This window comes from Verrucosispora sp. WMMA2121 (assembly GCF_027460185.1).
Taxonomy (GTDB): domain Bacteria; phylum Actinomycetota; class Actinomycetes; order Mycobacteriales; family Micromonosporaceae; genus Micromonospora; species Micromonospora palythoicola.
Genome location: NZ_JAPZBH010000006.1, coordinates 1992082 through 2010994, shown reverse-complemented (window position 1 = coordinate 2010994; position 18913 = coordinate 1992082). Strand labels below are relative to the sequence as shown.

Sequence of the window (18913 nt, the reverse complement as noted above, 5' to 3'; positions counted from 1 at the left end):
GTGGGCGCGATCACCGGAACGTTCAAGGGCTTCGGGGTCACCTTCTCGCACATGTTCAAGAAGGTCGTCACCACCGACTACCCCTTCACCCCGCCGACGCCGGCCCCCCGCTACCACGGGCGGCACATCCTCAACCGGCACCCGGACGGGCTGGAGAAGTGCATCGGCTGTGAGCTGTGCGCCTGGGCCTGCCCGGCGGACGCGATCTACGTCGAGGGTGGCGACAACACCGACGAGCAACGGTTCTCGCCGGGCGAGCGGTACGCCAGCGTCTACCAGATCAACTACGCGCGGTGCATCTTCTGCGGACTGTGCATCGAGGCCTGCCCGACCCGCTCGCTGACCATGAGCAACGAGTACGAGCTGGCCCGGGACAACCGCCAGGACCTGATCTTCACCAAGGAGCAGTTGCTGGCACCGCTGCTGCCGGGGATGGAGCAGCCGCCGCACCCGATGCGGCTGGGCGACAGCGAGAAGGACTACTACGTCGGCAGCCTCACCAACCCGGGCACCTCCGCCGGGGCGGAACGCTCGCCGATGGGACCGGGGCGTTACCAGGTCGACGAGCACCCGGGCGTCACCTTCCCCGGTGCCGAGCAGGCCGCGGCGCGGGCCGAGGCGGAGAAGGGGGAGTCGGCATGAGCACCTCGACGCTGCTCGCCGCCTCCGGTGCGGTCTCCGGCGGCGAGGCGGTGACCTTCTGGATCCTCGCTCCGCTCGCGCTGGCCGGTGCGATCGGCATGGTCGTCGCCCGCAACGCGGTGCACTCGGCGCTGTGGCTGGTGCTGACCATGCTCAGCCTCGGGGTGTTCTACGTGCTCCAGGCGGGGCCGTTCATCGGCATGGTGCAGATCATCGTCTACACCGGCGCGATCATGATGCTCTTCCTGTTCGTGCTGATGCTCGTCGGCCGGGAGGCATCCGACTCGCTGATCGAGGTGCTGCGCGGCCAGCGGCTCGCCGCCATCGGGCTGGGGCTCGGCTTCGCCGGCCTGCTCGGCAGCGGGGTCTACCGGGCCACGCAGGGCAGCGCCCCGCTCGGCCTGGAGCAGGCCAACGCGGGCGGCAACGTGGAGGGCATCGCCCGGTTGCTCTTCACCGACTACGTGTTCGCCTTCGAACTCACCGCGGCGCTGCTGATCACCGCCACCATCGGCGGCATGATCCTGGCGCACGTCGAGCGGCGCAAGGAGGACAAGCGCGACCAGGTGGCCACCATGAAGGCCCGCTTCGCGCCGGGCAACTACCCCGGCCCGAAGCCCGGCCCGGGTGTCTTCGCCACCTCCTCGTCGGTCGCCACCCCGGCCCGCCTGCCGGACGGCCGGCTGAGCGACCGCAGCACGCCGGACGTCCTGCCGGTGCGGGAGCTGACCGCCGAGGAGACCACGCTGAAGGGCACTGAGAAATGAGTGACTTCTTCTCGGTCGAGCCGAACTACTACCTGGTCCTCGCCGCGGTGCTGTTCACCATCGGCGCCGCCGGGGTGCTGGTCCGGCGCAACGCGATCGTGCTGTTCATGTGTGTCGAGCTGATGCTCAACGCGGCCAACCTGGCGCTGGTCACCTTCAGCCGGATGAACGGTGACCTCAACGGCCAGATCATGGCGTTCTTCGTGATGGTGGTGGCGGCGGCCGAGGTCGTGGTCGGGTTGGCCATCATCATGGCGATCTTCCGCACCCGACGCTCCGCCAGCGTCGACGACGCCAACCTGCTGAAGTACTAGAGGGGCCCACCGGTGGACGAAATCATGACGTACGCCCAGGCTGCTCCGGCCGAGACCGTCTCGTACGCGACGGCGGACGGGCTGCTGAGCAGCGTCTGGCTGCTGGTGGCCATCCCGTTGGTCAGCGCCACGATCCTGCTGCTGCTCGGTCGGCGGGCCGACCGCTGGGGGCACTGGCTCGGGGTGACCGCGGTCGGTGCCGCCTTCCTGCTCGGCCTGAGCTACTTCCTCGGCCTGCGCGGCCTGGAGAACAGGTCGGTCGAGCTGAGCCTCTGGGACTTCATCGCGGTCGGCGGCCTGCGCGTGGACTTCGGTCTGCTGTTCGATCCGCTGGCCGGGGTCTTCGTCCTGCTGATCACCGGTGTGGGCTTCCTGATCCACCTGTACGCGGTCGAGTACATGGCGCACGACGAACGCCGCCGGCTCTTCTTCGCGTACTTCAACCTGTTCATCGCGGCCATGTTGCTGCTGGTGCTCGGCAACAACTACGTGATGCTGTACTTCGGCTGGGAGGGCGTCGGTCTGGCGTCGTACCTGTTGATCTCGTTCTGGTACACCAAGCCGGCCGCGGCCACCGCCGGTAAGAAGGCGTTCCTGATGAACCGGGTCGGCGACGCCGGCCTGGCGATCGCGATCTTCATCATGTTCGCCACCCTCGGCACCACCCAGTACGACGAGGTGTTCAACGGGATCGGCGCGCTGGCCGGCGGCACCGTACTGGTGCTCGGCGTGCTGCTGCTGCTCGGCGCGGCCGGCAAGTCCGGCCAGTTCCCGCTCCAGGCGTGGTTGCCGGACGCGATGGAGGGCCCGACCCCGGTGTCGGCGCTGATCCACGCCGCGACGATGGTCACCGCCGGTGTCTACCTGATCGCCCGTTCCAACATCATCTTCTCGGCCAACGCCACGTTGCAGCTGGTGGTGGTGAGCGTAGGCGCGCTGACCCTGCTCATCGGCGCGATCATCGGCTGCGCCAAGGACGACATCAAGCGGGTGCTGGCCTGGTCCACGGTCAGCCAGATCGGCTACATGTTCCTCGGCGTCGGGCTGGGCGGCGCGGCGTACGCGCTGGCCATCGTGCACCTGCTGGCGCACGGCTTCTTCAAGGCCAACATGTTCCTCGGTGCCGGCTCGGTGATGCACGGCATGAAGGATCAGGTGGACATCCGTCGCTTCGGCGGTCTGGCGAAGTACATGAAGATCACCTGGCTGACCTTCGGCGCCGGTTGGCTGGCGATCATCGGCATCATCCCCTTCTCCGGCTACTTCTCCAAGGAGCCGATCGTGGAGGCGGCGTTCGCTCGGGAAGGGTGGACTGCCTGGCTGTTCGGCGGGGCCGCGCTGCTCGGTGCCGGACTGACCGCGTTCTACATGACCCGGCTGTTCGTGCTCACCTTCCACGGGCCCAAGCGGTGGACCGAGGACATCGAGCACCCGCACGAGTCGCCAGCGTTGATGACCATCCCGCTGATCCTGCTGGCCGTCGGCTCGCTGGGTGGCGGTGCCCTGCTGGCCACCTCTGTACCGGACTGGCTGACCACCACCGCCGGTCTCGCCGAGACCGAGGAACATCACGGCGTGCTGCCGCACCTGGCGATCTTCTTCCTGGCGCAGGGGGTCACCGTGCTCGGTGCGGGGCTGGGTTGGTTCCTGTTCCGCAACGGGACGGCGACCGCGCCGCAGCCGGCCGGGGTGCTGGTCACCGCCGCCCGCAAGAACCTCTACACCGACGCGGTCAACGAGGCGGTCTTCGAGAAGCCGGGCATCTTCCTCACCCGGGCGCTCGTCTACCTCGACAACCGGGGCATCGACGGGCTGATCAACGGCCTGGCCGCGGGCGTCGGTGGCGGATCGGGCCGACTCCGGCGGTTGCAGACCGGCTTCGTCCGGTCGTACGCCACCTCGATCCTGACCGGCGCGCTGCTGGTGGTGGCCGCCTTCCTGGCCGTACAGGCGGGGTGGTTCGCGTGATCGACCTCTTGAGGCTGTCGGCCTCACAGGCGGCCGTCGCCGGCGGACCGCACAGTGACGACGGAGGTAAGGCCGCATAATGTCCGACTTCCCGTTCCTCTCGGTGCTCACCGTGGCGCCGCTTGTCGGCGCCGTGGTCGTCGCCTTCCTGCCGCGCAGCCGGCCGACGCTGGCCAAGCAGGTCGCGCTCGGCTGGTCGCTGCTGGTGCTGGCGCTGTCGGTGGTCATGTGGGTGACCTTCCAGGTCGGTGGCGACCGGTTCCAGTTCCGCGAGTCGTACCCGTGGATCCCGAACTGGGGGGTCAACTTCACCTTCGCCGCCGACGGCATCGCGCTGGTCATGCTGATGCTGATCGCGGTGCTGGTGCCGCTGGTGATCCTGGCGTCCTGGCACGACGCGGAGTCCTCGAAACGGTCGGTGCCGGTCTACTTCGCGCTGCTGCTCGTCCTCGAATGCACGATGATCGGTGTCTTCGCCGCCGCCGACGTCTTCCTGTTCTACGTGTTCTTCGAGGTCATGCTGGTGCCGATGTACTTCCTGATCGGCAGCTACGGCGGCCACCAGCGGCAGTACGCGGCGGTGAAGTTCTTCCTCTACTCGCTCGTCGGTGGTCTGTTCATGCTGGCCGCCGTGATCGGCCTGTGGGTGGTCGGCGGCAAGACCTTCGACTGGGTGGCGCTGTCGCAGGTGGACATCTCCACCGGCGCCGAGCGCTGGCTCTTCCTCGGGTTCTTCGTCGCGTTCGCGATCAAGGCGCCGTTCTTCCCGTTCCACACCTGGCTGCCGGACGCCGGTGGCGCGGCGCCGGCCGGTGCCGCCGCGCTGCTGGTCGGCGTGCTGGACAAGGTCGGCACCTTCGGCATCCTGCGGTACTGCCTGCCGCTGTTCCCGGACGCGGCCCAGTGGTTCGCGCCGTGGGCGCTGGCCCTGGCGGTCATCGGGATCATCTACGCGGCGCTGCTGGCTGTCGGGCAGAACGACCTCAAGCGACTGGTGTCGTACACCTCGATCGCCCACTTCGGCTTCATCGGCGTGGGCATCTTCGCCTTCACCACCCAGGCGGGCACCGGCGCGGTGCTCTACATGGTCAACCACGGCCTCGCCACCGGGCTGCTCTTCCTGGTGGTGGGCATGCTCATCGCGCGCCGGGGCTCGGCGCTGGTCAGCGACTTCGGTGGCGCGGGCAAGCTGGTGCCGGTGCTGGCCGGCGTGCTCTTCTTCGCCGGTCTCGCCTCGCTGGCCCTGCCCGGCACCGCGCCGTTCGTCTCCGAGTTCCTGGTGCTGATCGGCACGTTCACGGTGAACAAGCCGGTCGCCGTGATCGCCACGCTGGGCATCATCCTGGCGGCGGCGTACGTGCTGTGGATGGTGCAGCGCACCACGCAGGGCACCCTGAACCCGGCGCTGACCGAGATCGACGGCATGAAGCGCGACCTCAACCTGCGCGAGAAGGTCGTCGTGGCCCCCCTGATCGCGCTGATCGTGGTGCTCGGCTTCTACCCGAAGCCGGTGACGGACGTGATCAACCCCGCCATCCAGGCGACCATGCAGGACGTCGGCCGGACCGACCCGGCCCCGTCGGCAGACACCGTCCAGGAGGCGAGCCGGTGAGCGCGAGGAGTGAGCTTGCGAGCCCCGCAGTCGCGAGACGAAAGGCTGGCTCCGTGAGCGCGAAGAGTGAGCTTGCGAGCCCCGCAGTCGCGAGACGAAAGGCTGGCTCCGTGAGCGCGAGGAGTGAGCTTGCGAGCCCCGCAGTCGCGAGACGAAAGGCTGGCTCCGTGAGCGCGAGGAGTGAGCTTGCGAGCCCCGCAGTCGCGAACGAAAGGCTGGTCCTGTGACTGAGCTTGAACTGCCGCCGATCGACTACGCGGCGATCGCGCCGATCCTGATCATGCTGGGCGCGGCGGTCGTCGGGGTGCTGGTCGAGGCGTTCGTGCCCCGGCGGCTGCGGCACCCCGTACAGCTGCCGTTGGCGCTGCTGGCGGTGCTCGCGGCGCTGACCATGGTGGTGGTCAACGCCGACAAGCGGGTGATCACCATCGGTGTGATCGCCGTCGACGGGCCGACGCTGTTCCTCCAGGGCGCGATCCTCGCGCTGTCGGCGGTGGCGCTGCTGCTGCTCGGCGAGCGGGCGGTCGAGCGGGGCGGGGCGTTCGTCGCGCAGGCCGCGGTGACCGCCGACTCGCCGGAGGACCGCCGGCAGGCGGAGAACGCCGGTGGCGCGGGCGAGGTGTACCCGCTCACCACCTTCGCGATCGGCGGCATGCTGATCTTCGTGTCGGCGAACGACCTGCTGACCATGTTCATCGCGCTCGAGGTGTTCTCGTTGCCGCTCTACCTGCTCTGCGCGCTGGCCCGTCGCCGGCGGCTGCTGAGCCAGGAGGCGGCGATGAAGTACTTCCTGCTCGGTGCGTACGCCTCGGCCTTCTTCCTGTTCGGCCTGGCGCTGATCTACGGCTTCACCGCCGGCCTGGGCGACCGGGTCGCCGGGGTGGACTTCGCCACCGTGAACGCGGCCGTGGCGAACTCGACGGCCAGCCCGGTGCTGCTCTTCGCCGGTATGGCGCTTGTCGCCATCGGTCTGCTGTTCAAGGCGGCAGCCGCTCCGTTCCACGTCTGGACGCCGGACGTCTACCAGGGTGCTCCGACGCCGTTGACCGGCTTCATGGCGGCCTGCACCAAGGTCGCCGCGTTCGGTGCCCTGCTGCGGGTGTTCCACGTGGCCTTCGAGGGGGCCCGGTGGGACTTCACCCCGGTGCTGGGTGCGGTGGCGGTGCTCACCATGCTGGTCGGCGCGCTGTTCGCGGTGACGCAGACCGACATCAAGCGGTTGCTGGCGTACTCGTCCATCGCCAACGCCGGCTACCTGCTCGTCGGTGTGCTCGCACCGGGCAGCGGTGGGCTTTCCGGCACGATGTTCTACCTGGTCGCGTACGGCTTCACGGTGCTGGCCGCGTTCGCGGTGGTGACCCTGGTGCGCGACGCCGACGGTGAGGCGACCCACCTGTCCCGCTGGGCCGGGCTGGGGCGACGCTCGCCGGTCTACGCCGCCGTGTTCACCTTCGTCCTGCTGGCCTTCGCGGGCATCCCGATGACCAGCGGCTTCACCAGCAAGTTCGCGGTGTTCGGTCCGGCGCTGGACGGTGGACAGGTCTGGCTGGTCATCGCGGGCGTGCTGACCAGCATGGTGCTGGCCTTCCCGTACCTGCGGGTCGTGGTGCTGATGTGGCTCTCCGAGCCGGGTGACGCGACGCCGACGGTGGCTGTGCCCGGTGGGCTCACCTCGGCCGCCCTGGTGATCGGGGTGCTCGCCACGCTGGTGCTCGGTGTGGCCCCAGCGCCGCTGCTCGACCTCGCCTCCTCGGCCGCCGACTTCGTCCGGTAACGGCTGACCTGCCGATCGAGGGCCGGACCACGCGCTGTGGGCCGGCCCTCGTCGCGTATCCCCGGTCCGGTGCAGGTCGAACGTGTGTGGCATGGTTGGAGGCGTGGTGATTAGGGGTGGCGAGGGTTCAGGTGTCACCGGCTCCGGTGGTCGCCGGAGCCGTTCCGGCGCGGCTCAGTTCGGCGCGCTCGGCCTTCACCTCGCCGATTCGCGCAGTGAGGAGTCCGTCCTCGGCGTGCTGGCGGCGGTCGAGGCGGAGTTGCTGGCGAGCATCGCCAGCGCCGACCCGTTCGTCACCGAGGCGGCCCGGCACCTGGTGGAGGCCGGCGGTAAGCGGTTCCGGCCGCTGCTGGTGGCCCTGGGCGCCCAGTTCGGCGACCCGTCCCGCGCCGAGGTCGTCTCGGCGGCCGTGGTGGTGGAGCTGACCCACCTGGCCACGCTCTACCACGACGACGTGATGGACGAGGCGTCCGTGCGCCGTGGCGCACCCAGCGCCAACTCCCGGTGGACCAACTCGGTCGCGATTCTGGTCGGCGACTACCTCTTCGCCCGGGCCGCGGACGTGGCGGCCGAGCTTGGTCCCGAGGCGGTACGCCTGCAGGCGCGTACGTTCGCCCGGCTGGTGCACGGGCAGATCGCCGAGACCATCGGCCCACGGGCCGGTGACGATCCGGTGGCGCACTACCTGCGGGTGATCGCCGAGAAGACCGGCTCCCTGATCGCCACGAGCGTGCATTTCGGGGCGCAGTTCAGCGGGGCCGCCCCGGAGCAGGTGGCGGCGCTGGCCGGGTACGGCGAGACCATCGGGGTGGCCTTCCAGCTCTCCGACGACCTGCTCGACATCGCCAGCGAGTCGACCGAGTCGGGCAAGACACCGGGCACCGACCTGCGGGAGGGCGTGCCCACCCTGCCGGTGCTCTACGCCCTCGCCGGCGACGACGCGGACGCCGCCTCCGTGCGGTTGCGGGAGATCCTGGCCACCGGGCCGCTGACTGACGACGCCCTGCACGCCGAGGCGCTCGGCCTGCTTCGCGAGAGTCCGGCGCTCAAGCGCGCCCGCGAGACCGTCCGCAGCTACGCCGAGGACGCCCGCGCCCAACTGGCACCCCTGCCCGCCGGCCCGGCCCGTCGCGCCCTCGAATCCCTCTGCGACCACATCGCCGACCGCACCAGCTGACCCATCCCCACCGACCCCACCCACCATCGGGTTGATCAAGAAGTTCTGGTCGCCGTCCGGGCGGATCCAGACGCAAACCTCTTGGTCACCGTGACGGGGGCGGGCGCGGGCGCGGGGGATCAGCGGGGGGTGGCGAGGAGTGGGGTGGCGGTGAGCATGAGGGCGGCGGCGGCCAGCATCGCGGCGGCGGCGGCCAGCCACATCGCGGGGTAGCCGGCCGCGGCGGCCAGCGGGCCCAGGGCGAGCGGGCCGACACAGCCGCCGGCGTACACCCCGGTCTGGGTGATCGAGGTGGCGGCGGCCGGTGCCTGCGGATGCAGCTGGACCACCGCGAAGTTCATCAGCCCGGGCCAGGACCAGCCGAGACCGAAGCCGAGCACCACGCCGACCACCAGCGGGCCGGGGCCGGCCGCGGCGAGCAGGCCCAGCCCCAGCGCGCCGGTCACCAGCAGACCGGCGATCACCGCGACGTGTCCGCCGGTGCGGCGGTCGGCCAACCAGCCGATTCCGATCCGGGCCGCGACGCAGACCGCGCTGCCGAGGGTCAGGGTGAGCCCGGCCATTCCCGGATTCAGACCCCGGTCCACCGAGGCGTCGACCACGAAGGTGCCCAGGGCGTTCGCCGCCCCCGCGGCCAGGGTCGCGGCCACCCCGACCAGGATCAGTCCCGGCCTCGCGCCGCCGGTCCGTCCGGTGCGCCGCCGGGCCGGCAGGGCGTCCTGTGCGGATACGGCCGGCAGCGCGGCAAGTGCCGCACCGGCCGCCGCCACGAAGGCCCAACGCCAACCGACGGTCAGCGCGAGGGTGGGTACCGCCACGCCGGCGAGCAGTGTGGAGACCGGGATGGCCGCCTGCTTGACGCCGAACGACAGGCCCTGCCGGCGGGGCGGGACGTGCCGGGCGAGCAGGGCGTTGCTGGACAGTTGGCCGAGCGCGTTCGCGGTGCCGGCGAGGGCGAGCAGACCGACGAGCACCGGATACGACCTGGCCACCACCGCCACGGCCAGCAGGGCGCCGGCGGACACCCCGATGCCGGCGCGGGCCACCACGGCCGCGCCCCACCGTTCCACGAGCGCGCCCGAGGGCACCGAGGCGAGGGCACCGACGCCGAAGTAGACCGCCACGACAAGTCCCAGGCCGGCGGGAGAGAAGCCCAACTCCTCCCGCATCTGCACGGCGAGGCCACCGACCAGGAAGACCGGCAGGACGCAGACGATCGTGACGATGACCGCGACCGCACTGGCCCGGATGGGTCGTGCGGCGGTTGCCGAGGTACGCGCAGGGGCGATGTGGGTCATGGTGCGGCCAACCTACGCCAGCCGCATCACGGCGACGGAAAGTGAGGTGAACTTCACATCGAGTGTTCGGGAACCTTGGATCATCCACCCGATCAGGCGTTTCGCGGCGGGCCGCTTTTTCATATGGTGTAAGTCCCCGGTGGCGGAGGTGGTTGTGCGTGACCCCCTGGCGGAACCTTCGGACCTGATCCGAAGTGTCTCCCGCGCGCTTCGAGTGCTCGAGTCGGTCGGTCGTGCCCCACGGGGCCTGACGGTCAAACAGATCGCCCGTCGCTGTGAGCTGACCGTGGCCACCACGTACCACCTGGTTCGCACCCTCGCGTACGAGGGCTACGTGATCCGTCGGGAGGACGGTACGTACATCGTGGGGCTGGAGGTGGCCGACCGCTACCGCGAGCTGGTCTCCGCGTTCCGCGGCTCACCGGCGATCGGGGAGAGCCTGCGTCGGGCCGCCTTGGAGACCGGCTGGAGTCATTTTCTGGGCCGGTTCGTGGGTGGCCAGGTGGCGATCACCGCGGTGGCGGAGGGCAACCGGTCGCCGTACCTGGAGGATCTCGTTCCCGGGTTCGACGAGGGCGCCCACGCCACCGCACTCGGCAAGGCCCTGCTCGCCACGCTCACCGCCGAACAGCGCCACCGCTACCTGCGCGAGTACGGGATGCGTCCGTTCACCAGCGCCACCCTCACCACCCCTGAGGCCTTCGAGGCCGACCTGTCGGCGGGGGAGCGGCGCGGGATGCAGTTGGAGCTGGGCCAGTTCCGGCAGGGCGTGGCCTGCGCCGCCGTCCTGGTGAGCCCGGACAAGGACATGGAACGGCGGACCGTGCTCGCCTGTGCGCTGCCGGCCAGCGAGATGATGACCTCCGCCCGGGTGGTCCGGACGAAACTGCTGACCGCCGCCCGCACCATCGCCGACGGCCTGGCCGCCGACAACTGACCGTCGCCGCCCGCCGAGACGGCCCCCTCCCTGGTGGGGAGAGGGCCGTCGGATCGGCGGCCGGCGCGGTGCCGGGGCGGGGTCAGCTACCGACCGGTCCGCCGTCCAGCCGCCAGGTCACCACCACGCCCGGCTTGGCGTAATCGCCGTCGGGCCAGGTGGAGGCCGGGTTGTCGACCGTGGCACCGGTGATCTCACCCGGGTGCTGTACGGCCACGAAGACCGAGCGGTTGTCCTCGGTGATGAACGGACCGCAGGTCTCCGCACCGACCGGCACGGTCAGGAACTGCTTGAGGTGGCCGCGCTCGGGGCCTTCGGTCGCGGTGGCGAAGAGGCCGTCGTTGCTGCCCAACGCGTTGCCGTCGGTGGAGATCCAGAGGTTGCCGGTGGCGTCGAACGCCACGTTGTCCGGGCAGGAGATCGGCGAGACCTTGGTCTTGTCGTACCCGGCGAAATAGGTCGACGGGTCCGCCGGGTCGCCACAGACGATCGGCAGCGACCACGTGAACGTGTCGGAGGTGTTGTCCCCCCGGTCCTCGACCAGCTCCAGGATCTGCCCGTGCCGGTTGGCGGTACGCGGATTGGCCTCGTCCGGCGCCGGGTTGCTGCCGACCCCACGGTTGGAGTTGTTGGTCAACGCCACGTACACCTTGCCGGTGAGCAGGCTCGGCTCGACGTCCTCCGGACGGTCCATCTTGGTCGCACCGACCTTGTCCCCGGCGAACCGGGTGAAGGTCAGCACCTCGGCGGCGGTCATCCCGTCCACGTAGGAGCGGTTGCCGCTGACCAGCTTGATCCAGCGGCCCCGGCCGTTGAAGGCACCGTCGCTGGGCAGGGTGCCGGAGCCGTCGATCTCACCGGCGCTGGTCTGGTCGAGCTTGGCGACGTAGAGGGTGCCCGACTCCAGCAGCGTCAGGTTGTGCTTGCGGGCGACCCAGGAGTCACCCTTCATGAACTTCTTGTCCGAGACGAACTTGTACAGGTAGTCGAAGCGCTCGTCGTCGCCCATGTACGCGACCACGTGCCCGTTGCGCGCGACGATGACGTTCGCGCCCTCGTGCTTGAACCGGCCGAGCGCGGTGTGCTTGCGCGGGCGGCTCTCCGGGTCGAACGGATCGATCTCCACGACCCAGCCGTGCCGGTTCGCCTCGTTCGGGTGCTTGGCGAGGTCGAAGCGTTCCGCGGCCCGGTCCCACTTGCGGCTGCCGCTCGGGTAGCGGGCGGTGGTGCTGATTCCGTAGCGGGCCAGCCGGGCCTTCTCGGACTCCGGCGCCGCGTCGCCGCCGACGAAGTACTGGTTGAAGTTCTCCTCACCGGAGAGCACCGTGCCCCAGGGGGTGACGCCGCCGGCGCAGTTGTTGAGCGTGCCGATGACCGTACGGCCCTTCGGGTCGGCGGCCGTCTTCACGAACGACGAGCCGGCGGCCGGGCCGGTCAGCTCGAACTTGCTGCTCAGCGCGTCGACGCGACGGTTGTACGGCCGGCGGCCGGAGTCGACGACCTGCCACTGGCCGGTGCCGGCGACCCGCTCGATCTCCACCACGGACATGCCGTGTGCGGCCATCGCCACCTTCACCTGCTCGACGCTGAGCGCGTCCTGGCTGGTGAAGCCCGGGAACATCAGGTCCTCGTTGGTGTACTCGTGGTTGACCACGAGCAGCGCCCGCTTGCCGCGCTTGTCCAACGGAAGCACGCCGACGAAGTCGTTGTTGTAGCCGAACTGCTTGGCCTGCGCGGCGGCGGTCTGCCGGCGCAGGTTGAACTCCGGCGCACCGGGCACCACCGGGTCACCCCAGCGGATGACGACGGCGTGGTCGTAGCCGTTCGGTACGACGAACGTGTCGAGGGTGTTCGGCGGGATCGGCTTGAAGCTCAGGGCACCGCTGCCCGGACGTCGGCCGGCCGCCGCCGGCTGACCGGCCGGCGGCACCGGGGGGACCGGGGCCGCGGCGGCGGGGGCCGCACCGGCCAGCGCGCCGGCCGCGGCGCCGCTGAAACCGAGCACCAGGGCGCCGACCGCCCCGGCGCGGACCACGCCGCGGCGGCTGACCTCGGCGTTCACCACGTCACCGAAGTAGGCGTTGTCGGAGGTGTTGGGTACCGGATGGTCACAGGCGTTGCCGCAGCGGTACAGGCAGGTCATGGCGTCGCGGCTGCCGTGGCGAGGGGTGCCCAGCAGCGGGAGCAGCCGGGGACGGTCGCTCATGGGGAGGATCCTCCTGAGGGTCGGTGCACGTCGGTGCAGGTCACCGACGCGTACCCGCCGGACGCTAGGGCGGCGCGGTGAGCGTGGGTCGGCGCCGATGTGAACCAGCGATGAACTCCATCCCCGGGAATCCCAGGTTGAGCTGGGAATGAACCGTTCGGCGTGACAGCACGTATCTCTGGTCGTAACACCGCGCCCGCTCGCGCCGAGAGCGAGGAGAAGACCATCAGCGACCACGACGCCCACCTGCTGCGCGCCCTGCACGACGAGCATGCCGAGGCGCTGTACGCGCACGCGCTGCGGCTGGTCAACGGCGACCGGCAGCGCGCCGAGGATCTGGTGCAGGAGACGCTGCTGCGGGCCTGGCGGCATCCGGAGTCGCTCGACCCCCGGCGTGGTTCGGTGCGCGCCTGGCTCTTCACCACCGCCCGCAACCTGGCGATCGACGCCTGGCGGCGGCGGTCCACCCGGGTCGGCGAGATCTACACCGACGAACTTCCCGAGCCGCCGGAGGTCGTCGACGAAACCGAGCGAGCCGTCGAGGCGTGGACGGTGGCGGAGGCCCTCAACCGGCTCAGTCCCTCGCACCGCGATGTCCTGGTGGAGTGCTTCTACCAGGGACGGTCGGTCTCCGAGGCGGCGTCGCGGCTGGGGGTTCCGCCGGGCACGGTGAAGTCCCGCACCCACTACGCGCTGCGCTCCCTGCGGCTGGTACTGGCCGAGATGGGGGTGACCGGATGAACCGTTGCGAGTTCGCGTACGACGACGGGGCGTACGTGCTGGGCGCGCTCTCCCCAGCCGACCGGGTGGCCTACGAACGGCATCTCGCCGACTGCCCGGCCTGTCAGCAGTCGGTCTCCGAGATCGCCGTGCTGCCCGGCCTGCTCGGCCGGTTGGATCCGGCCAGCCTGGAACAGTTCCTCCCACCGCCGGAGAACCCCCGGGTGCCCGAGCTGCTCAACGTCGCCCGGGAGCGCCGACGTCGTGAGCGGCAGGCCGGTCGGCTGCGGTACGCGGTCATCGGGTTGGCCGCCGCCGCGTTCGCCCTGGTGGTCGGCTTCGGGGCGGCCACCATGCTGCCCGGGCAGGTGCCGACCGGGCCGGGAACCCAGGTGCGGATGGTGCAGATGCAGCCGGTCGCCGGCACGGTGCCGGTGCATGCCGAGATCGGGCTGACCGGCACCGACTGGGGCACCGAGGTGACCATGCACTGCGGCTACGACGAGCGGGCCGGGTACGGCAAGGCGAACGCCTTCCGGCTGGTGGCGCACGCCGGGGACGGCTCGCAGGAGCAGATCGGCTCCTGGCTCGCCGCCCCCGGCGACGACCTGCGGATCACCGGGGCGACCCGGTTCACCAACGCCGAGCTGGTCCGGCTGGAACTGATCCGTGCCGACGGCACTCCGGTGCTCGCCTACGAGGTCCGCTGAGCCGGAAGCTCAGCGGCGGGAGACCTCAGCGGCTGGTGGCGATCGCCGCCGTGGCGGGCACGGCGGCGTCCAGGCGCAGCCGCCGGGTGTGCCGTGCCTGGCGCACGGCGTCGGCGGTGAAGACGATCAGCGCGAGCCAGACCAGGGCGAAGCCGGCCAGCCGGGCCGGCGGCATCGGCTCGTGGAAGATCAGTACGCCGCAGCCGAGCTGGAGGATCGGCGCCACGTACTGGAGCATCCCGAGGGCGGTCAGCGGCAGCCGGTTGGCGGCACCGGCGAAGAGCAGCAGCGGGATCGCGGTCAACGCCCCGGCGAGCACCAGCAGGGCCGTGTGCCCGGCCGAGACGTGGCCGAACGCGGCGTCACCGGTGGCGGCGAGCCAGCCGAGGTAGCCCAGCGCCGGCAGCGACAGCACCGCCGACTCGACGAACAGACCCTCCGCCGCGGGCAGGCCGAGACGCTTCTTCACCAGGCTGTATCCACCGAAGGTGAACGCCAGGATGAGCGCGAGGTACGGCAGCCGACCGTAGTCGACGGTGAGCACGGCCACGGCCAGGGCACCGACGCCGAGCGCCGACCACTGCGCCGGGCGCAGCCGCTCGCGCAGCACCAGCACCCCGAGCAGGACCACCACCAGCGGGTTGATGAAGTAGCCGAGGGCGGTCTCCACCACCCGGTCGGAGTTGACGCCGTAGATGTAGGTGAACCAGTTGACCGCGATCAGCGTGGCGGCGGCACCGATCCCCGCGAGGGTCCGGGGCCGGCGCAGCAGGGACCGCAGGAAGCCGACGTTGCGCAGCGCGACGAGCAGCAGCGCGACGAAGGCGACGGACCACACCACCCGGTGGGCCAGGATCTCCAGCGGACCGGCCGGGCGGAGCAGCTTGAAGTAGAGCGGAAAGAACCCCCACAGCAGGTACGCACCGAGACCGTAGAGGTAGCCGAGGCGGAGCGACGTCACGGCTCCACCGTAAGGGGCGTACCGGGTTGTCGATCCTTGCTGGTGAGCGGACTCACGGCGTGGTCGCGCCGGTCGAGTTCCATCCAGCGGTCGGCGGGTACGGCGCCGAAGCCGACCTTCGCGTAGACCCCGTGCGCGTCGTTGGTGGCCAGCAGGATCCGGCGTACGCCGAGCTCGGCCAGGTGGTCGCGGACCGCGCCCGCCAGCCAGGTGCCCAGCCCGCGACCCCGTTCGGCCCGGTCGACGTAGACGTCGCAGAGGTAGCCGAAGGTGGCCCGGTCGGTGATGACCCGGGCGACGGCGACCTGCCGGCCGTCCGCCGGCCGGTACACGCCGAAGCCGAGGGAGCCGGCGAACGCCCGGGTCACCGTCTCCCGGTCCCGCCCGAGCGCCCAGTACGCGTCCCGGCTGAGCCAGCCGTGTACGAGATCCAGGTCGAGCCGGGCCGGATCGGTGCTGATCGTGTAGCCGTCGACGCGGGTGAGAGTGAACACCCGGTCGAAGCTAGTGCCTCCGGATGGCCGTCTCCGCAGCCAATTCCCGCGATATGGCCGGCACGACCGCCCTGCCGGGGTGGCCACCGTCGGGCGGTGACCACCGGCAGGGTCGGTGTCGCGGTCAGTCGCGGTCGAGGATGGCGCCGAGGATCCAGGTGACGATCCCGACGAAGAGCGCACCCAGCACCGCGGCCGGCCAGAAGCCGTCGACGTCGAAGGGCAGCCCCGCCTGATCCGCGATCCAGCCGGTGAGCAGGAACAGCAGACCGTTCACCACGAGTGCGATCAGACCGAGGGTGAGCAGGTAGAAACCGCAGCCGACGGTCTTGATGATCGGCTGGAGCACTCCGTTGACGACCCCGAAGATGACCGCGACGAGGATCAGGGTCAGGATCGTCTCGGAGATCGATTCCGTGTCGAGCGAGATGCCGGGGATGAGCAGTGTGGCCAGCCAGAAGGCCACCGCCGTGGCGCCGACCCGGATCAGTAGACCTTTCAGAAAACCCATGGCGGGCATGGTGCCACGGCGGGCGCACGGGGGGAACCCGCGAGATCATCCTGCTCGGTCGATGGCTCGGGCGTCGATGAGCTGCGCCTCGATCGGGGTGCGGGCGAGCAGTGCCCACCGCAGGGCGCGTCGGTTGACCACGGCGAGCATGTCGTGCCGGCTGCGGGTCAGCGACTCCGCCGCGTCGCCCAGCCCCAGCGCGTTGCCGGCTACGCTGGCTTCCGCCCGGCTGAGCGGCTGGAACACCGCCAGGTCAACCCGGCCCAACGCGTCCGCGTCGGCGGGGGTCAGCACGTCGCGGACCAGTAACGTGGTGTGCCAGGCGGTGCCCGGGCGGGGACCGGCCGGCGGTGCGGCGTCCAGCACCACGAGCACCGGGGCGAGCGGCGTGCCGGGCGCTCCGGTGACCGGGCGGCCCGGCGGTACCAGCGAAACAGGCCCACCCGGCACACCGGTGTCCCGGACGAATCGAGCCCAGGCGTGCGGCCGGGCCGTCTGGACGATCACGCGGGCACCGAGCGCCATCGCGCGCACGGCGACCAGTTGGGCGACGGACACCCCACCGACGATCATCAGCCGGGTGCTCTCCGGCCGGAACAGCCGGACCGTGACGGCGTCGCCGTGCCGGTTGACGCCGAGCACCAACCCGGCACCGCCGAACGGCACCTCCCGCACCAGGTCCACGGCGCCGTACCGCGCCACCCGCTTCGGATTCCCGGCACCGGTCAGCAGCGGTGTCCCGGGCCGGGCCAACGGCAGCGTTCCGGCGAGTGCGTCCAACTGCCGGCCGTCGAGCCGTTCCACCGTCACGCCCTCGGCGACCGCCGTCCGCCGCAACTGCCGGGCCGCGTCGGACAACTCGGCGGGTGTTGCCGCGGCCAGTCGCACGAGCAGCCCGCTCGCCGGCGGTCGCTCCGTCCCGGCGGGCAGTGACACCGTGATCGCGGTGGCCGGCAACGTCCACAGCCGGGGCACGAATGTGGCCGCTTGCCCGCCCGGCCAGCGGCTCAACCAGAAGGTGGTCTGCAGTAGGTCGCCGCAGCGGACCGCCTGCCAGGATTCCCGGACCGGACGTCCGTCGTGGTGGGCGAACTCGGCGAGCACCCGCCGGATCGGTTGCTCGCCCATCGGGCGCACGGCCAACGGTCGCAGCCGCCGGACGATCCGCCGCACGGTGCCCGCGAGGGCGTGCCGCAGCGTCTCCTCCGGCCAGCCGCGCGCCCGCGACACCCGCACCGCCAGCACCGCCCGTTCCCGCCCGGCCAGCTGTCCGTCGGTGAGCTGACGGTACGAGACGGCCGCCGCACCGCCGCCGGCACCGACCGCCGGTGCCGGCGTACCGGTCAGGAGAAGCTGTACGCGTACCGGCGGCCCCGGGTCGGTCTCCGCCGGGAGCAGCGACGCGGGCGACGGTAGCGGCTGCTCGCGGTCACCGAGCAGGTCGGCCGGATCGCCGATCTCCAACAGCGCCACCAGGCCGCCCGGGTCGTCCAGCACCGCGAGGGAACCGTCGCCCAGCTCGACGCGACGGATCACGGTGTCGGGGTTCACCAGATCGAGCAGCTCGGTGGGGCCGTCGTCGGGTCTGGCGGCGTGCCGCCGGGCCAGGAAGCCGACGCCGATGACCAGCCACTCGTGCAGCCACCGTCGGCGGACCCGACTCCAGGTCACGGTGAGCAGCACGGCCGCCGCGAGTGTCGTGGCGGCCGTCGCCAGATGACCCTGGCCCGCCACCACGACGATCGCCGCCGCCACCACCTGGGTGGTGACGATCTGCCCGGACCGAAGCGGGGCCGATCGCCACCGACGCCCGGGCGGTCGCCGTGGCCCGGTGGGGCGGATCCGACGGGCGGATCCGGACGACGGGTCGCCGGAGGGCTGGCGGCCGGCCGCGTCCGGACGCGTCGGGGTGAGGGTCACCGCCACGGCGCCTCCCTTCGACCGTCACCGATGGCGACATCGACGACGCCCATGGTAGTTACCGGCGACCGAGCGCGTTATCCACAGGGGAGCGAGGTGGGGTAGCAGAACCGCGACCGTGTCGCTACTCTCAGCGACGAGTTCTCGTTGGCCCATCCCGCGTCGTGCTTCCCCTCCGGCGTCGTGGGCGGTGCGTTTCCGCCGCAGGGCCAGCCACGATCGAGGAGACGAGGTGACGTCCAAGGTGTCCCAGACCCAGGCAGAGGCCGCGGTGATGCAGCAGACCGCGGCGAAGTTCGAGCAGACCGACCAGTCGTTGCAGTCGATGCTCAGTGGACTGTTGGTCCAGCTGGAGATCCTCCAGCAGGCCTGGCGAGGGGCTGGTGGCCGGTCGTTCGAGCAGGTCAAACGGAAGTGGGCGGAGGACCAGGCCGGGCTTCAGCAGGCGCTGCGGGAGACGGCGGGGGCGATCCGCACCGCCGGCACCCGGTACGACGCGTCGGACGCCGAGGCGGCTGCCCGGGTGGCGGCCACCAACCGTGGCGGCATCCAACTGCCGCTCTAGCCCACGACGCAGGGAGAAGAATCCGATGGAGCACGGTGTGCTGGTCGTCAACTTCGCCGCGCTGCAACAGGCCAGCGCGGACATTCAGCGAGCGCTGAACACGCTCGACGCGCAGCTCGGTCAGTTGGAGCGCGACGCGGCACCGCTGGTGGCCAGTTGGTCCGGCGAGGCACAGCAGGCCTACGAGCAGCGGCAGGCACGGTGGCGGAACGCCTCGCAGGACCTCCAGGCCATGTTGCGGGACATCAAGCTCGCGGTCGACGAGTCCGCGGCCGACTACCTCGACACGGAGAAGCGGAACACCGGCCTCTTCCAGTGAACCGCCGCGCACAGTCCA

General features: G+C 70.9%; 18 protein-coding genes. 12 read left to right on the top strand and 6 right to left on the bottom strand.

Translation table 11 applies throughout. The features are described 5' to 3' along the window. The 7 genes from nuoI (at nucleotide 1) to O7605_RS18010 (ending at nucleotide 8254) form a co-directional block, all read left to right on the top strand. Entirely contained in the window at nucleotides 1–642 is a 642-nt protein-coding gene (gene nuoI, locus O7605_RS18040; protein ID WP_093404032.1) for an NADH-quinone oxidoreductase subunit NuoI, read from the top strand. Beyond that, a complete protein-coding gene (locus O7605_RS18035; RefSeq protein WP_269740258.1) occupies nucleotides 639–1409 on the top strand; it encodes an NADH-quinone oxidoreductase subunit J in 771 nt (256 codons plus the stop codon). The genes nuoI and O7605_RS18035 overlap by 4 nt, the downstream gene beginning before the upstream one ends. Beyond that, nucleotides 1406–1723 (top strand): NADH-quinone oxidoreductase subunit NuoK, encoded by a 318-nt coding sequence (gene nuoK / locus O7605_RS18030; RefSeq protein WP_013731028.1) that lies wholly within the window; start codon nucleotides 1406–1408, stop codon nucleotides 1721–1723. Before O7605_RS18035 ends, nuoK begins: the two co-directional genes overlap by 4 nt. Before the next feature lie 24 nt (nucleotides 1724–1747). Further along, nucleotides 1748–3691, top strand: coding sequence for an NADH-quinone oxidoreductase subunit L (gene nuoL, locus O7605_RS18025; protein WP_269740257.1), 1944 nt, complete (start codon nucleotides 1748–1750; stop codon nucleotides 3689–3691). Nucleotides 3692–3770: 79 nt separating this feature from the next. Next, the gene (locus O7605_RS18020) at nucleotides 3771–5303 is read left to right on the top strand and encodes an NADH-quinone oxidoreductase subunit M (RefSeq protein ID WP_269740256.1); all 1533 of its coding nucleotides are present in this window, start codon (nucleotides 3771–3773) and stop codon (nucleotides 5301–5303) included. Nucleotides 5304–5526: 223 nt separating this feature from the next. Beyond that, nucleotides 5527–7077, top strand: coding sequence for an NADH-quinone oxidoreductase subunit NuoN (gene nuoN, locus O7605_RS18015; protein WP_269740255.1), 1551 nt, complete (start codon nucleotides 5527–5529; stop codon nucleotides 7075–7077). A 91-nt stretch (nucleotides 7078–7168) separates the two neighbouring features. Then, entirely contained in the window at nucleotides 7169–8254 is a 1086-nt protein-coding gene (locus tag O7605_RS18010) for a polyprenyl synthetase family protein (RefSeq protein ID WP_269740254.1), read from the top strand. A gap of 119 nt (nucleotides 8255–8373) precedes the next feature. Here O7605_RS18010 and O7605_RS18005 read toward each other — a convergent pair whose 3' ends face one another. After that, entirely contained in the window at nucleotides 8374–9552 is a 1179-nt protein-coding gene (locus tag O7605_RS18005; RefSeq protein ID WP_269740253.1) for an MFS transporter, read from the bottom strand. A gap of 154 nt (nucleotides 9553–9706) precedes the next feature. On the opposite strand from O7605_RS18005, the gene O7605_RS18000 reads away from it, so the two are divergent. After that, on the top strand, nucleotides 9707–10489 hold the full coding sequence (locus tag O7605_RS18000; RefSeq protein ID WP_269740252.1) for an IclR family transcriptional regulator: 783 nt from the start codon (nucleotides 9707–9709) through the stop codon (nucleotides 10487–10489). Between the two features lie 82 nt (nucleotides 10490–10571). On the opposite strand, the gene O7605_RS17995 is transcribed toward O7605_RS18000, so the two are convergent. Beyond that, on the bottom strand, nucleotides 10572–12695 hold the full coding sequence (locus O7605_RS17995; protein ID WP_269740251.1) for a PhoX family protein: 2124 nt from the start codon (nucleotides 12693–12695) through the stop codon (nucleotides 10572–10574). Between the two features lie 246 nt (nucleotides 12696–12941). On the opposite strand from O7605_RS17995, the gene O7605_RS17990 reads away from it, so the two are divergent. After that, nucleotides 12942–13436, top strand: coding sequence for a sigma-70 family RNA polymerase sigma factor (locus tag O7605_RS17990; RefSeq protein ID WP_166458318.1), 495 nt, complete (start codon nucleotides 12942–12944; stop codon nucleotides 13434–13436). Next, on the top strand, nucleotides 13433–14125 hold the full coding sequence (locus O7605_RS17985; RefSeq protein WP_269740250.1) for an anti-sigma factor family protein: 693 nt from the start codon (nucleotides 13433–13435) through the stop codon (nucleotides 14123–14125). Before O7605_RS17990 ends, O7605_RS17985 begins: the two co-directional genes overlap by 4 nt. Nucleotides 14126–14150: 25 nt before the next feature. Here O7605_RS17985 and rarD read toward each other — a convergent pair whose 3' ends face one another. The 4 genes from rarD to eccE form a co-directional block, all read right to left on the bottom strand. Continuing rightward, nucleotides 14151–15086 carry an EamA family transporter RarD gene (gene rarD / locus O7605_RS17980; RefSeq protein WP_269740249.1) on the bottom strand — a complete coding sequence of 312 codons (936 nt, stop codon included), beginning with the start codon at nucleotides 15084–15086 and terminating at the stop codon, nucleotides 14151–14153. Beyond that, a complete protein-coding gene (locus O7605_RS17975; RefSeq protein ID WP_269740248.1) occupies nucleotides 15083–15580 on the bottom strand; it encodes a GNAT family N-acetyltransferase in 498 nt (165 codons plus the stop codon). Before O7605_RS17975 ends, rarD begins: the two co-directional genes overlap by 4 nt. Before the next feature lie 124 nt (nucleotides 15581–15704). Next, the gene (locus tag O7605_RS17970) at nucleotides 15705–16091 is read right to left on the bottom strand and encodes a phage holin family protein (protein ID WP_164446481.1); all 387 of its coding nucleotides are present in this window, start codon (nucleotides 16089–16091) and stop codon (nucleotides 15705–15707) included. Nucleotides 16092–16136: 45 nt separating this feature from the next. Continuing rightward, nucleotides 16137–18017 (bottom strand): type VII secretion protein EccE, encoded by a 1881-nt coding sequence (eccE, locus tag O7605_RS17965; RefSeq protein ID WP_269740247.1) that lies wholly within the window; start codon nucleotides 18015–18017, stop codon nucleotides 16137–16139. 238 nt (nucleotides 18018–18255) lie between these two features. On the opposite strand from eccE, the gene O7605_RS17960 reads away from it, so the two are divergent. Both O7605_RS17960 and O7605_RS17955 read left to right on the top strand, forming a co-directional pair. After that, on the top strand, nucleotides 18256–18576 hold the full coding sequence (locus O7605_RS17960) for a WXG100 family type VII secretion target (protein WP_269742674.1): 321 nt from the start codon (nucleotides 18256–18258) through the stop codon (nucleotides 18574–18576). Between the two features lie 25 nt (nucleotides 18577–18601). Continuing rightward, nucleotides 18602–18895, top strand: coding sequence for a WXG100 family type VII secretion target (locus O7605_RS17955; RefSeq protein WP_269740246.1), 294 nt, complete (start codon nucleotides 18602–18604; stop codon nucleotides 18893–18895). Nucleotides 18896–18913: the final 18 nt, after the last annotated feature.

Excerpts from the sequence above, each read along its gene's own strand:
- O7605_RS18010 (WP_269740254.1), top strand. The coding sequence starts at position 7,169 with ATGGTTGGAGGCGTGGTGATTAGGGGTGGCGAGGGTTCAGGTGTCACC.
- nuoK (WP_013731028.1), top strand. The coding sequence starts at position 1,406 with ATGAGTGACTTCTTCTCGGTCGAGCCGAACTACTACCTGGTCCTCGCC.
- nuoL (WP_269740257.1), top strand. The coding sequence starts at position 1,748 with ATGACGTACGCCCAGGCTGCTCCGGCCGAGACCGTCTCGTACGCGACG.
- O7605_RS17985 (WP_269740250.1), top strand. The coding sequence starts at position 13,433 with ATGAACCGTTGCGAGTTCGCGTACGACGACGGGGCGTACGTGCTGGGC.
- O7605_RS18005 (WP_269740253.1), bottom strand. The coding sequence starts at position 9,552 with ATGACCCACATCGCCCCTGCGCGTACCTCGGCAACCGCCGCACGACCC.
- O7605_RS17995 (WP_269740251.1), bottom strand. The coding sequence starts at position 12,695 with ATGAGCGACCGTCCCCGGCTGCTCCCGCTGCTGGGCACCCCTCGCCAC.
- O7605_RS18035 (WP_269740258.1), top strand. The coding sequence starts at position 639 with ATGAGCACCTCGACGCTGCTCGCCGCCTCCGGTGCGGTCTCCGGCGGC.
- O7605_RS17970 (WP_164446481.1), bottom strand. The coding sequence starts at position 16,091 with ATGGGTTTTCTGAAAGGTCTACTGATCCGGGTCGGCGCCACGGCGGTG.
- O7605_RS17955 (WP_269740246.1), top strand. The coding sequence starts at position 18,602 with ATGGAGCACGGTGTGCTGGTCGTCAACTTCGCCGCGCTGCAACAGGCC.
- O7605_RS18020 (WP_269740256.1), top strand. The coding sequence starts at position 3,771 with ATGTCCGACTTCCCGTTCCTCTCGGTGCTCACCGTGGCGCCGCTTGTC.